Here is a 14,840-nt window from a genome sequence, read left to right as displayed (position 1 = left end):
TAAGGAAATGAAATTGAAGAATGATAAAAAAACAGCTTTGGTAACAGGCGCGGCACAAGGGCTTGGCAAGGCAATTGCTCTTGCCCTTGCTTCTTCCGGAATCACGGTTGTTGCAGCGGATATTAATATGCCGGCGTTGAAAGACCTGGAAAAGCAATTAACAGGCTATACACCGGGAAGTATGGTTTTCGGGTTAGATGTTTCAAAAATTCAGGAAGTAAAAAAGAGTGTAGAATCCCTGATATCCAGGTATGGACATGTGGATATTCTGGTTAACAATGCCGGAATCTGCCCCCGGACTGAGTTTGATAAAATTGAAGAAGAAGAGTGGGATCGAGTCCTTGCCGTCAACCTTAAAAGTGTCTTTTTTCTTTCACAATCAGTGATGCATTACATGAAACAGAACCGGTATGGCAGGATTGTCAACATCAGTTCAGCAGCCGGAAAAACAGGAGGCCTCCAGGTAGGCGCCCATTACGCTGCATCAAAAGCAGCCATTATATGCCTGACAAAAACCATAGCACGGCAGGGAGCAAAGTACGGTATTCTCTGCAATGCAATATGCCCGGGGGTAATTAATACAGAAATGACAACTGCTATATCGGGGCCGATGAGCAGTAATTATTTGGATAAGATACCCCTTGGAAGAGTGGGAAGTGCCGAAGATGTTGCAGGGGCAGTAAACTTTCTTGTTTCCGGTACCGGGGACTACATTACCGGTGAGATTCTGGATATAAACGGTGGGTTTGTAATGGATTAAAAAGGGAAAAGGACATGATTATTGATGCACATATTCATTTATGGGACAAGATCAAAGGCCGGTTGGGAGGAGAGGAAGTCTGTCCTGTTAGGGACGGGATAATCCGCGTAGGTGAAAAAGAAGTACAGGGAATGCCCACATGGTTTACCAATTGCCGTAATCCGGTAGAACTGGTTATTGCGGCACAGGAGGATGCAGGTGTCGATAAAGCAGTTGTCACGCAGGAATACCTTGACGGAAACCAGAATAAATACCTTTTACAAGTCATCCAAAAATACCCTGATCACTTTTTTGTCCACGGCCTCCTCGATTTTACCTATCCGGGGAACCTTAAGCAGGAGTTTAATGAAGTTGTTACAATGGGCTTTAAAGGGATAAAATGCCCGGCGATGTCTCTCCCTTTTTTAGAAAAGCCGGTCAGGCTTGATCAACCTGAGTTACAGTTTGTATGGGAGCAAATGTATGAAAGGGAGATGGTGCTATCCATCGACCTTGCCGAAGGTAGTATCCAGGTTCCTGAAATGAAACGGGTATTAAAAAGGCTACCTGGACTGAAGGTTGCAGTCGGCCATTTTGGGATGGCGGGCAGAAAAGACTGGATGCATCAGGTGCGGTTGGCGAAGTATAAAAATGTGTATATCGAATGTGGGGGCATTATTTGGTTATTCCGCCGGGAGGGTCCTCCTTTCCACACCGCACAGTTAAAAATCAAACAGGCAGTAAAAGCTGTAGGTGCCGATAAGATTATGTGGGGGTCAGACTACCCCAGGACGATGGTAGATTTCACCTACCGTCAAAGCCTGGATTTTGCCCGGTACGGGTGTGATTTTTTTTCACAGGAAGAAAGGAACCTGTTTTTAGGAGGGAATGCCGCCCGGCTTTACAGGTTCAGCTATTCAGCCAGGAAAAAAAAGCCGGCAACGCTGATAACGGAATTTTAATGCATAGAAATTAAAACAAAGGAATAATGAGGTTAAAAGGAAAGGTCGTAATTATCACGGGTTCGAGCAAGGGAATAGGAGAAGGTATAGCAAAAGTTTTCCACAAGGAAGGGGCAAAGGTCGTAATTGTTTGCCGGGACGAAAAAGCCGGAAGCAGGATGGCCCATGAATTAGGTACAGAAGAAGGCCGGTCACTATTTATTAAAACAGATATGACTAACAGCTCGGAGATCCGCAGAATGATAAATAAAACAGTTGAAGCTTTTGGGAAAATCGATATTCTTGTAAACAATGTAGGTTATCACCTCTCAAAAGATGCGCTTGCCACATCCGAAGATGAGTGGGAATTTATTCAGAACACCAACCTCAGGAGTACTTTCCTGTGCTCAAAATATGCCATCCCGCACCTGCAGAAAACAAAAGGTAACATCATAAACATCAGTAGCATGGTGGGTTTGGTCGGCCAGCCCAATGCAGTGGCTTATTCTGCTACAAAAGGGGGGCAGATTGCCATGACAAAGAATATGGCCATTGATTTTGCACCGGACGGTATCCGGGTTAATGTGATTTGTCCCGGATGGATACAAACTCCGTTGGTAGATGACTGGTTCAATCAGCAACAAGACCCTGAGGGTGCAAGGAAATATATATTTGGACAGCATCCCCTTGGCCGGATTGGTACAATAGAGGAATGCGGTTACCTGGCTGCATTCCTTGCCAGTGACGAGGCTGCTTTTATAACAGGTTCCGTCTTTAATATAGATGGAGGTGTGACTCTTGGTTATTAGGTTGAATTTAAAAAGAGATTGGATGATTTACGGATTACATTGCGCTGTCAGCGTATCAGATATGCAAAAGTCCCTGGAATTTTACAGGGATTTACTGGGGATGGAAGTAATAATGGAGCTTGACATGGAAGATGACCGGATTGGTCTTGTCATAGGAGAAACCGAAGCGAAGTGCCGGATAGTCCACCTGTCATCAGGCAGTGCGTTCCTCGAGTTGTTTCAGTACGTTCAGCCCCCGGGTAAAAATAGTGCATGGGAAATGAAACAGTATGATGTTGGAATAACCCATATAGGTCTTGAAGTGACAGGCTTTCATGAACTGCTAAAAAAATTAGAACAACATAATATCACGTTTCTGGGAAAACCTGTTGAGTTTCGTCCAGGTGTCTGGGTTGCCTATTTCAGGGGGCCGGATGGTGAAGTTTGTGAGATAAGGGAGCGTAATAATTTTAAAAAGTAAGAGCATGGATATACATAATAATTTTATAAACGGAAGATGGGTGCCCTCTGTTGAAGGGAAAACCTATCCACAGAAGAACCCGGCTGATTTGACCATTGTAACAGGGATATGGCAGGAATCCGGTGTCAAAGATGTTAAGAATGCAGTTGATTCGGCACAACAGGCTTTTAAAAACTGGAGCAGCCTTACCATTTATAAGCGGGCTGAGTATTTAAAAGTTGCCTTGACACTGATGCGTGAGAGGGCAAACAAAATTGCTGAAATTTTAACGGCAGAAAACGGGAAAACCCTGGCAGAGTCCAAAACAGAAATTAACTCAGCCATTAAGGAAATGGATTTCCAGATAAATGAGGGGCTTTACCGTCCGGGAGAAGTCGTTCCTTCGGCACAGGAAGGAGTAATGGCCTACAGCATAAGAAGGCCTTTGGGCGTTGTCGGTGTAATTGCCCCCTGGAATTTTCCATTCAATGTACCGGCCAGGAAATGTGTTCCGGCCCTGATTTCCGGAAATACCTGTGTGCTAAAGCCGGCATACCTCACTCCCGGGACAGGGGCAGCGTTTGTCAGGTTGTTTGAAGATGCCGGTTTACCTGAAGGGGTGTTGAATTTTGTTACAGGAAATGGTTCCGTTGCAGGGAATGCCCTTGTAACTTCCCCAAATGTAAAGGCAATTAGTTTTACGGGATCCACTAATGTCGGTATGGGTATTCAAAAAGCTGTTGCAGAAAACCTTGTCAGGACACAGCTGGAAATGGGAGGGAAAAATGCCATGGTCGTATTAAGCGACGCTGCCTTGAAAAAAGCTGCCAAAGAAGCTTCCCGGGCTGCATTTGCCTGTTCCGGGCAATGGTGTACTTCCACAAGCAGGGTCATTGTTGAGCAGTCTGTTTTAGAAGAATTCTTGTCAATGTTGATGGAGAATGTGAAAAAAATCAGAGTCGGGAACGGGGCCGTTTCAAATGCAGGGATGGGACCCGTTTGCGGAGAAGCTCAATTGAAAAGTGTATTGGAGGATATTGAAAAAGGGAAGTCAGAAGGGGCAAAAATACTCTACGGAGGAAACCGGTTGGAAACTGGTGATTATAAAAACGGTTGTTTCATTGAGCCTACAATCTTCACGGAGGTAACACCGGATATGTATATTGCCCGGGAAGAGATTTTTGGTCCGGTGCTTTCTGTCATGGCTGTTGCTGATTTTGAACAGGCCATTGCCGTTGCCAATAGTGTTAAATACGGTCTTTCCTCTTCCATATTTACCAACGACCTGCAAAAAGCCCACATGTTCATTGAACAAACAGATGTTGGGATGACCCATGTGAATATGTCAACAGCCTATAAAGAACCGCAGCTTAGTTTCGGAGGAGTGAAATTATCCGGTTTCGGTATCCCGGAAGCCGGGCACACAGGGATAGAATTTTTTACAGAGCATAAAGTCATTTATATAAAAAATAATCCGTAAGCAGGATGAAATTTTTAAAAGTAACACCAGAACTGGATTACAAAAAGATAATTGTTTCCCAAAATGATTATGAAGGGACAGACTCAAACCTTCTTGCAGGCATGGCCTTTGAAATCTTTCTTATCAGGGAATTTGAGAATATGTTGCTAACCCTTGCAGATGGTGGGTGTATTCACGGTCCTGTCCATACCAGTATTGGACAGGAAGCCTGTGCTGCCGGGGCAATGTCTGTTTTAAACCCAACAGACAAGATAGCTTCTACACACAGGGCCCATCATCATTACCTGGCAAAATTAATTGGTTCTTATTTTTCTGCCGGTTTTAATATTTTAAAGGATAAAATTCCTGAAACATTAACTGAAGGGGTAACACAACTTCTGGGAGAAGTAATGGGCTTGTCTGTTGGGTGCTGTGGAGGACGTGGAGGTTCCATGCATTTAAGGAATAAGGAAATTGGGTTTATTGGGAGTAATGCTATCGTGGCAGGAGGTGTCCCTCTGGCAACGGGCGCTGCATTTGCCTCTAAATTTAATAAAAAAAAGGAGGTAACCGTCTGTTTTCTGGGCGATGGCGCGGTACATCAGGGGGCATTCCATGAAGCGATAAACCTTGCAGGGATATGGGAGTTACCCATTATTTATGTTATCGAAAACAACCAATATGCTGTAGGGACTTCTGTAAAAGCAGCAGCAGGAATGGATGACCTGGCCCAAAAAGGAAGTGCCTACCGGTGTGTCAGCAGGATTGTTGACGGAATGGATCCTTTAGCCGTAATGCTTGCGGTAAATGAAGCAAAAGAAATAATCGAAAAAGTAAAAAAGCCCGTTCTGATAGAGGCAAAGTGTTACCGGTTTCCACACCATGCCGGACCAGTCTCAGGAAGCAATTTCGGATACCGGACCAAAGAGGAAGAAGAGAAGTGGAGAAAAAAAGACCCCTACACTGCTTATCCTGATAAACTGGCAGAGTATAACCTTCTCAGTGATGAGCAAATAGAACAAATCAAAGAAAAATCAAATGGAATTGTACAAGCCGCTGTGGATCATTGTACTATTCTGGAAGGCAAAAACTTTATTGTAAAAGACGGGCTTTGGCCAGACATAAAGAAAGTAGAAGACGGACTAAGAAGTGAAGGGACAGAATTTAATGATATTCTTTTTAGAGAAAAGGAGGATTTTAAAACGTTTGAAGAAATAATTTATTCGGATGCCATTGCTGCCGTAACGGGCAGAAATATGGAAAAAGACAATAATGTTTTTGTCCTGGGCGAAGAAGTCGCCCATTTTGGTGGAGGTCCGTACGGGGCAACCAAAGGGTTATTTCAGAAATATCCGGACAGGGTATTGAATACCCCCATTTCAGAGGCGGGTTTCACCGGTCTTGCCGGTGGGGCGGCAATGGATGGCCTGTATCCTGTTGTCGAGATTATGTTTGCGGATTTTACACTGGTCGCTGCAGATCAGTTATTTAACCAGATTGGTAAGTTGCGGCATATGTATGGCAATACAACCCACATGCCCGTTGTAGTGAGGATTAGAATTGCCACCGGCTGTGGTTATGGAGGGCAACACTCCATGGATCCGGTGGGTCTTTATTCCCTGTTCAGTGGATGGCGTATTATTGCCCCTTCCAATGCATTTGATTATGTCGGGCTTTTCAATTCTGCCATAAGATCTACCGACCCGGTTTTGTTGCTGGAACACAACAAACTTTACCCGCAAAAATTTGATATTCCTGCAGGTAACCTGGATTACTTCGTAAAGATGGGGAAAGCTAATGTAATCCGTTCTGGGAGCGATGTAACTGTTTTAAGTTATTCTTCCGGAATAAAATTATGTGCGGAAGCAGCAGAAGAGCTGGTAAAAGAGGGAATTGAGACAGAAATTATTGATTTGCGAACGGTAAGTCCCGCGGATATTGATTATGAACTGATAGGACAATCGCTGAAGAAGACCGGTGCTATCCTTGTTGTGGAACAGGCAGCTAAAAGCCTGGGAATAGGAAAGGCGATTGCATACGAATGCCAAATGCGTTTTTTTGACTATCTGGACAGTCCCATCGCATTGGTCAATGGCCTGGATATTCCTCCTCCTGTTTCGAAACCGCTTGAAGAAGAATGTCTTCCTGGTATAACCCAGGTCCGGAATATGATTTTTAGAGTAGCACGGAGGCAGGTGTAAAATGCACTTTACCCTGAATAGAAATGTGATTTTCAGGATTTGTTGAACAAAAAATTAGACAGAAAAAAAGATAGTATGGCAGTACCGGTAATTATGCCCCGCCAGGGGCAATCAGTGGAGAGTTGCATATTGGGAGAATGGTACAGGCAGGTTGGTGAGCAGGTGAAAACAGGCGACATCCTGTTTTCGTATGAAACAGATAAAGCCACTTTTGAAGAAGAAGCAAAAGCAGATGGTGAATTACTGGCTGTTTTTTACAGGGAGGGGGATGAAGTCCCTGTGCTGACCAATATTGCTGTTATCGGAAAGAAAGGCGAAAATACAGATGAATTTCGCCCGGCTGGGGAAACTCGTGAGGCCCGGAATAAAAATGAATCATTTCAAGCAGAAGTTAATGAAGCTGAAACGCAGGAGAATAAAGCTCTAAAGGGAACCATGGAAAACGATGAATTTCTTTTTCCCGGAGAGGAAGTACGAATAAAAATATCCCCTCTTGCCAAAGCAATTGCCAAAAAGTCGGGAGTTTCTTATGAAAAGATAAATGGTACAGGACCCAATGGCCGCATTATAGCAAAAGACATTGAAGCAATTATGAAATCCGGACCTAAACAATCCAGGAAACAGGCACATACAACACCGGAAAGTTTTGTCCCGGAACCCGGAAACAGGGAAGCTGAGATGAGCATTGGCCGGGGGAAAGATTCTGTTCCGTATAATCTGTTTTACGGAAATGACTATGAAGAGAAAAAGATTAGCCGGGTCCGCGGATTGATAGCTAAAACAATGCATACGTCCTTACAAAACTCGGCACAACTAACCCACCACATGAGTGCAGATGCAAGGAATATATTGTCTGTTCGCAAACAATTGAAAAAAGATTTCGTAGACGGAAGGAACCCGGAAAATATTACCATCAATGACCTGGTTTGTTATGCTGTTATCAGGGCTTTGGGAAAATGGCCGCAGGTCAATACCCACTTTCTGGGTGAAAGTATGCGTTGGTTTAAAAAAATCCATTTGGGAATTGCTGTTGATACGGAACGCGGGTTAATGGTACCTGTTGTCCGGAATGCAGACGACCTCTCCGTTAGGGGACTTTCATCCAGAATAAGTACGCTGGCCGCACAATGCCGGAAAGGAAGTATTAATCCGGAACTGTTGGAACCTGAAGCTGCAACATTTACCGTTTCAAACCTTGGCAATTACGGCGTGGAAATGTTTACTCCCATTATCAATCTGCCCCAATCGGCTATTCTGGGAGTGTGCGCTGTAACGCTGCGTCCCGGGGATTTGGGAGAGGGTGTCTATGGTTTTGTTCCCATGGTGGGTTTGTCGCTCACATACAACCATCAGGCTTTGGATGGTGGCGAGGCAACTTTATTCCTGCGTGAGATGAAAGAACAGATTGAAAATATAAACGATTATTTGCTTTAAGGAATATAGTTCTGTTAATAGTGTGAGCTACAATAATTAAGTGTAAATTAATACTAAATATCTATGAACATGAATAAAATGCTAATTATAGCTTTTCTTGTTTTATTGAGTTGTTCCCCGGGGACAGAGAAACAAAGTAAGAAACACAATCATGAAAGCAGGAAGGCCGGTGAAGTAAGAGGTAAAAGTGAATTTGAAGGGTATTTCCCCAATTCCCGGATATGGTCAGAAGCATTTGCTTCCGAATGGTCGGAAGGATACCCGGTAGGGAACGGAAGGATTGGAGGGATGGTACTTGGCGTGCCTCATCGTGAACGAATAGCATTAAACCATGACTTGCTGTGGAGGCAATACTGGACATACCAGAAACATAACACAGCCGAAGATATTGAAAAAATAAGGGATCATTGCCTTCAAAATGAATGGAATGAGGCTGAGGCCCTGGCGACACAAAAAATTGCTGTTACAGGGAAGCCCATTTATGTAAACCCTTACGTCCCTGCAGGGGATATGTATATCCATATGAATAATCAGGGAAGCAAGGTCTCAGATTATGTCCGGATGTTGGATATGGACAAGGGGATCGTGGAAGTCAGCTATAACTCAGGGGGCGTAAAGTATAAAAGAGAAACATTTTGTTCGTGGCCGGAAGGGATTATGGTAGTACGCTTGTCTGCCAATAAAGCAGCGGCATTGACAGGGGAAATATCATTGTCGAGGCTGGCCGACCCTGAATGCAGGGTTACAGGGTATTCAGATTTGGACAAGGTAATTATGGAAGGACAATTTGAAGAGGGGAAGAAGTTTGCGGTTGTTGCACAAATAATACAGCGGGGGGGACGGTTAACCGCCGGCAAAAAAGAATATCAGCAGGCAGGCGTAGAAATGCCGGAGAAAAGTTTCGGGTTAAAATACATATACCGGCAAAATCAGGAATCTCCGGAGAATAAAGGAGCCTCAACTTTTTTTGATTCTTCGGATGAAGTTTTAATTTTTTTAGCCATTACTGTGGATGATGAAGTTGAAAACGGGAAAAATCTGGTAGAAAAATGTTATGAAAGGCTTGAAAATGTGAATCCCAGCTACGAGGTTTTAAAAGAAAAACATATTGCCAGTCACCAGGAATTGTACAGGCGTGTTTCATTGGAGCTTGGGGTAGACGACCCGATGGTTGCCACAGACTCATTATTGAAAGAATCGATTGATAGTAATACGGTATCCCACTCTTTACTGGCGAAAATGTTTAATATGTCCAGATACCTTGCAATTTGTAGCGGACGCCCTCAGCCGGAAGGGCAACCTGCAAAAGCTCCAATTAACCTCCAGGGTATCTGGAACCAGGACAGGAGGCCCGCCTGGGATTGTGATTACCATCTGGATCTCAATGTTGAAATGTGTTACTGGCCTTTAGATATGGTTAGTTTGGGAGATCTGATGGAGCCACTAATGGATTGGGTCGAAGAACTTATTCCCCAGGGGAGGATAGCTGCAAAGGATTTATACGGATGTGACGGTATTTATTTCCCTCCTACCTGTGATTATAACAATATTGGCAATGTCGATAATATCGGTTTTTACTGGTCGGGAGGTGCGGCCTGGATTGCCCAGTTGCTATGGCAGCATTGGGAGTATAGCTGTGACCAGGAATTCCTGAAAGAACGGTTATACCCCTTCATGTTAGAAATAGGTGATTTTTATGAAGACTTTTTGTTTGAAAATGAAGAAGGTTTTTTAATCCCTTCATTGAGTACATCGCCTGAAATGCCTATCGCAGGAAGAGGGGGTACTTATAGTTTCCTTTCGTCTGCTTCTACAATGGATTTGGAATTAATCAGGGACCTTTTTACGCACCTGATTGAAGCAGGCAATCTTTTAAAGGTTGAACAAGGGGTACTTAACAAGTGGACTAACATCCTTGAAAAAGTGCCTCTCCCGAAAATTCATGATGATGGTTATCTGACTGAGTGGCTGGAAGACCATATCCCTGGCGATCCGGGGCACAGGCACAGATCACAGTTTGTCGGGTTAAGCCCTGGCGACCGTATTTCTTTTGAAAATACGCCAGATTATGCTGAGGCCGCTTACCTGGCATTAAAAAAGAGGCATGATTACGGAGTTAAAATGACTCAATCACTAACATATGTTTGGGATGCTCAGATTTTGGCAAGGCTTTACAGGGGAGATGAAGCTTATGGACAATTGAAGAGTATGCTCCCCATTCATGTATTGGATAACCTGCTGATTACTTGTAATGACTGGGGGGGGAAAGGAGGACTTGCCTGGTTTGAAGGGATTAAATTATTCCAGGTTGAAGCGAATATTGGATTGGCATCATCAATTATCGAGATGATTTTTCAGGATCGGCAACATTTATTAAAGTTTCTTCCGGCGCTTCCATCCGCCCTTCCCAATGGAGAAGTGAAAGGATTAAGGGCAAGAGGCGGATTTGAGGTTGGTTTGAATTGGAACCAGGGAAAAATTAATTCAGCAAATATTATTTCGGTAAGTGGGAAACAATGTCAGTTTAAAGACAATGGATTCAATAACATCAGAATTACATCAGAGGGGAAAGATGTGAAATTCAAAAGGGATAATGAAAAAGGAATTATAAGCTTTGAAACGGAAAAGGGAAAAGAATATCAGTTAGTATTTTAGAAAAACAATGTCCCTGCAATATTATTGAAAGGCGTATTAATTTCTTAATAAGATTTTTGGTAGAAGTTATCTAATATGAAATGAGCATGGAATTTACACAAAACGAAATGATTAAAATCGAATGCAAATTCCATGTGTTGCCTTAATTAATAAAAAAATTAAACACATGAAAAAAAACATTTTTATCTTTTTCGCTATACTTTGTATATGTTTTAACCACTCCTCATTATCAGCACAGCTGGCTATTAAGTCAGATGTTGCTAAAGGGGGTGACACTTTTGTTCCGGACAGGAAAGCGGGAATAAGTACTGCATTTGATCCTCAGGCAGCAGATTGGGACATATCCTGGCCCGGGGTTGTATCACAATATGACCTGGTTTATAAAAGCCCGCCGATTGACCCCATGCAGGGCATCCCTCTGGGCAATGGAGAAATTGCTGCCCTTTTTTGGTGCGAAGGTTCAAAAATAATTGCAGTAGTCAATAAAAGCGATTTGTGGGACGATGCAAAACCAGATACCCTTGATAACTGGGGAAATGAAAATTGTGATCAGTATACTACCCAGCGGCATGCCTGTCGGATAATTATCGATTTTCAGTTCCCGGTTTTTAATACCCTTTACTTATCCGGTTTTAATGCCCGGCTCAACCTGGCTGATGCTTCCATGACAATGGAAGCGGCCAGCCCGTTTGGGGAAGTAGGGCTAAAGGCATTTATCGACCATAAAACCGGAACCCTTTTTTATGAACTGAATAGTGATTTAAACGAAGACGTACCTGTGGAGGTTGCTGTTGAAAGGTATGGTTCCCGGACCTTTTCAGGGTGGTATCACCAAATAAACAGGGATGCTGCTATCGGGTTATCCGGGACGGATTCGTTTGCAGGAGATGAAAGTATTTTTATAACTCAAAAGCTCTCAAGTGGGACATTTGCAGTTGGAGGGACTGTCATCCGGGATAACGGGCTGGAAGTAAGTTATTCCCGCGAACATTCACGGAGGGTTTTAACCCGGCTATCCGGGAATAGTAAGAAGAATGTGCAGTTTGCCTTCGTTGTTACCTCTCCCGGCATTGACAATCCGGTTATCGAAGTAAAAGAATCTCTCTTTTCTATAAAGCAAAAAGGGGTTGAACCGTTCCGTAAATCCAATACAGAAGCCTGGAAGACTATTTGGGACAGGTCGTTTATGGATTATGGAGATGATTACCTGAATAACCTGTGGTATCTTACCATGTATTACGCCAATGCTTCGCAGGGTGGTAAATACCCCGGGCGTTTTAACAATGGATTGTGGGGCTGGAGCCACGATGTACAAAACTGGAATTTTTATTTCCACTGGAACCAGCAGCAGTTATGCTGGCCGTTGAATGCAGCCGGATTCCACGAACTGGTAACTCCATACCTCGATTTCAGGTTCAATTCATTACCACAGGCAAAAAAGGATGCGAAAAAATTCTTTGATTCCGGGGGGGCTTTTATCTCGGATGTAACCAACAGGAATGGGTATAATTCGCCACATACATTGCTTAACCATACACCCGTAGCAGAAATTGCCCTTGATTTTTGGCGGCAATACCAGTATACAGGGGATAAAAAATTCCTGGAAAAACAAGCCCTTCCATTTATTCTGGAAGCCGCCCGTTTTTTTGAATCGCTTTTGGTTAAGGAGGATGACGGATTGTACCATGCTAAAGAAGGGACTGGGTATGAAGGATGGATAAGGCTAAAGGATGGACTTACAGAACTGGTGTATGCAGAAGTATTGTTCTCAACGGCTTTGGAGGCTGTGAAAGTAGCCGGGGCTAATTTGCCTGAAGTAAAAATGTGGGAAGATATATTGGGGAATTTAGCCCCTCTTCCGGTTGTAAAAGCGAGTAAAGGGTTAATTGCCCGGGGAAAAGAAAAGTTGAATATTGCCCAAGGTATTTTCAAAGGGGCTTCTGTCTCAACTGATGATATTGTTTCGGCTGGTTGGGGTATCAAAGAAAAAAAATGGCTGGCTACATATTTTGACACAGACGATCCCGCCTATTCGTTTTTTTCGGAAGACAGTCCTGCCTATTCAATCCGAAGTAAAAGAAACGGATTAAAACTCCTTGATGGGATTTTCCCGGCTGTCCCTAACTCTCCTGTTTTTCCATCCGGATTGGTCGGGCTGTCGCAAAAAGATAGCAACTTGTTTGATGTTATGACAGCCACCACACTTTTATACGGCACTGAGTGCACGGGCTGGGATCCTGTCCCAATAGTTTTGGCACGTTTGGGGCTCTCCGAAGAATTGGCTGTTGATTTAGATAATTTTCCTTCGCGGTGGCAAATATACTGCAATGGCTGGGGGCATTGGGGGATGGAAGGCTTAATCAATGAGGACGCAGAACTGTTTTTTAAAACAAATACTGTAAAGGATATAAATAGCGATGAAAAGCTCCCGTTGCGTATGTGGCCATTCCGCCACATGTCGATGGAGTCCATGTCGGTATTGTCAACGGCAATGAACGAATCGTTGCTTCAAAGTTATGATGGTATTCTGCGGGTTTTCCCGGCATTCCCTGATGATAAAACCGGGCGGTTTACACTCCATGCTGTTGGAGGTTTTGTTGTCTCTGCCGAAATCAGGGAAGGGGAGGTACAATGGGTGTCTGTTAAAAGTTTACTTGGGAACCCGTGCCGGTTGGAATTACCCTGGAGTGAAGCTTTTGTCCGGTCAACCCTGAAAAAAAGGGTTAAAACAGTTAGCGGGGAAATAACAGAGGTAAAGACAAAAGCAGGTGAAGTTATTGTGTTTACCCAGGAAGAAGAAAGCCTCCGGTCGTGGACTGTTGAGTCGGAAAAACCACAATCCAATGAAAAAGTAAAATACCATCCTTCCGGTAAAACACAGTTGGGGATACCAAGGATGTTTTGACAATAAACAGGATGATTATAGTCTTTTCCCTTTTAATGGGAAAGATTATAAATAAAGAAACTTGGTCTGAATAAAATAGTAAGAGTTTAAATAGAAAAGAAATCATTATGAAAAGGAAAAATTTGATTATCGTTTGTCTACTAATTTTATGTTTTTTTCATTTATCTGCAAATTGCAAGCGAGAGGATAAAACTTCCACAACAGAAAAGTATTCAAGGTTTAAGCCTGGTCAACTTTGGACTGATGAAGACGGAGTTCCCATTCAATCTCATTTTGGCAGTGTATTTTACGATGATGGTGTTTATTACTGGGTTGGGCAAAATTATATTGGGGGACCAACAATTCCAAGAGGTTCATTTCCAAATCAACCATTTACATGGAATTTTAACACGGGAATATCAATTTATTCCTCAACTGATTTATATAACTGGAAGCTTAAGAATATAGTTTTAAATGAGACAAGTTTCGAACCTCAGAGCCTTCTCCAACCATTGAATTTAATTGGGCGTGTTAACATTATCAAAAATGATATGACAGGTAAATATATTTTGATGGGTGTTTTACTGAGTCCTGATTTTTTAACCATTAACGATGTGGTTTATGCAATATCTGATTCTCCGGTTGGACCTTTTGAATTTAAAGGGAAATTGAAATGGAAAAATGCACCAAACTTAACCGAAGATATATGGGATAGTGAAAAATTAACAGGAAAGAGAGACTCGCCGGAACGAATAAGAGGATGGGATATGGAACTTTTCAAAGACGAAGACAACAGAGCCTATCTTATTGTTGGCCATGGCGCTAATTATATTTATGAATTAAGCGATGATTATACCTCTGTGTTGAAAGGGGCATTGATGGAAGGAGTTGAAGGGGAGGCTCCGGCAATGATAAAGGATAATAATACCTATTATATTTTTGAATCGCAGCTGACCGGATATCAGGCGAATAGTAATACTTATTTTACTTCGGATAATATATGGGGGCCATGGGAGCCCAGAGGTAAATTTGCCAGAGGTAAAAATGAGGAAACCACGTTTGAATCTCAGGTTGCCCATGTGTTTCCATTAGTAAATTGCCCTGGGAAATTTATTTTTATCTCAGGCAAATACAATGAAGTATCGGGTGGAGATATTCTCGATCTTCAGGAAATCAAGCATATCTGGTTGCCTCTGGATATAGACAGGAAAAGCAAATCGGTACAAGTAAATTGGAGGGATGAATGGACTTTAGATGAATTAGAGTAATATTTAAAAAT

General features: G+C 42.9%; 10 protein-coding genes. All 10 read left to right on the top strand.

Annotated features, from left to right (window positions below):
- Positions 1 to 7 precede the first annotated feature (7 nt).
- The 10 genes from D1164_RS16770 to D1164_RS16725 all read left to right on the top strand — a co-directional run bounded on the left by D1164_RS16770 (position 8) and on the right by D1164_RS16725 (position 14,829).
- A complete protein-coding gene (locus tag D1164_RS16770; RefSeq protein WP_119351051.1) occupies positions 8 to 760 on the top strand; it encodes an SDR family NAD(P)-dependent oxidoreductase in 753 nt (250 codons plus the stop codon).
- Positions 761 to 774: 14 nt separating this feature from the next.
- Positions 775 to 1,701: an amidohydrolase family protein gene (locus D1164_RS16765; RefSeq protein WP_119351050.1), complete on the top strand. Its 927-nt coding sequence runs from the start codon at positions 775 to 777 to the stop codon at positions 1,699 to 1,701.
- A gap of 26 nt (positions 1,702 to 1,727) precedes the next feature.
- Positions 1,728 to 2,489 (top strand): SDR family NAD(P)-dependent oxidoreductase, encoded by a 762-nt coding sequence (locus tag D1164_RS16760; protein ID WP_119351049.1) that lies wholly within the window; start codon positions 1,728 to 1,730, stop codon positions 2,487 to 2,489.
- 22 nt (positions 2,490 to 2,511) lie between these two features.
- The gene (locus tag D1164_RS16755; protein WP_119351048.1) at positions 2,512 to 2,949 is read left to right on the top strand and encodes a VOC family protein; all 438 of its coding nucleotides are present in this window, start codon (positions 2,512 to 2,514) and stop codon (positions 2,947 to 2,949) included.
- 4 nt (positions 2,950 to 2,953) lie between these two features.
- Positions 2,954 to 4,408 carry an aldehyde dehydrogenase family protein gene (locus D1164_RS16750; protein WP_119351047.1) on the top strand — a complete coding sequence of 485 codons (1,455 nt, stop codon included), beginning with the start codon at positions 2,954 to 2,956 and terminating at the stop codon, positions 4,406 to 4,408.
- A 5-nt stretch (positions 4,409 to 4,413) separates the two neighbouring features.
- A complete protein-coding gene (locus D1164_RS16745; protein ID WP_119351046.1) occupies positions 4,414 to 6,588 on the top strand; it encodes a dehydrogenase E1 component subunit alpha/beta in 2,175 nt (724 codons plus the stop codon).
- A 75-nt stretch (positions 6,589 to 6,663) separates the two neighbouring features.
- Positions 6,664 to 8,022, top strand: coding sequence for a dihydrolipoamide acetyltransferase family protein (locus tag D1164_RS16740; protein ID WP_119351110.1), 1,359 nt, complete (start codon positions 6,664 to 6,666; stop codon positions 8,020 to 8,022).
- Between the two features lie 69 nt (positions 8,023 to 8,091).
- Complete coding sequence (locus D1164_RS16735; protein ID WP_172594498.1) at positions 8,092 to 10,677, top strand: glycoside hydrolase family 95 protein; 2,586 nt, start codon at positions 8,092 to 8,094, stop codon at positions 10,675 to 10,677.
- Between the two features lie 166 nt (positions 10,678 to 10,843).
- Positions 10,844 to 13,582 carry a glycosyl hydrolase family 95 catalytic domain-containing protein gene (locus D1164_RS16730; protein WP_172594497.1) on the top strand — a complete coding sequence of 913 codons (2,739 nt, stop codon included), beginning with the start codon at positions 10,844 to 10,846 and terminating at the stop codon, positions 13,580 to 13,582.
- 107 nt (positions 13,583 to 13,689) lie between these two features.
- Positions 13,690 to 14,829, top strand: a complete 1,140-nt coding sequence (locus D1164_RS16725; protein ID WP_119351043.1) for a family 43 glycosylhydrolase — start codon at positions 13,690 to 13,692, stop codon at positions 14,827 to 14,829.
- Positions 14,830 to 14,840 lie beyond the last annotated feature (11 nt).

The organism is Mariniphaga sediminis (genome assembly GCF_003573545.1).
Lineage (GTDB): Bacteria > Bacteroidota > Bacteroidia > Bacteroidales > Prolixibacteraceae > Mariniphaga > Mariniphaga sediminis.
The sequence above is the reverse complement of the archived record's forward strand: the minus strand, read 5'-3'. Positions and strand labels throughout refer to the sequence as shown.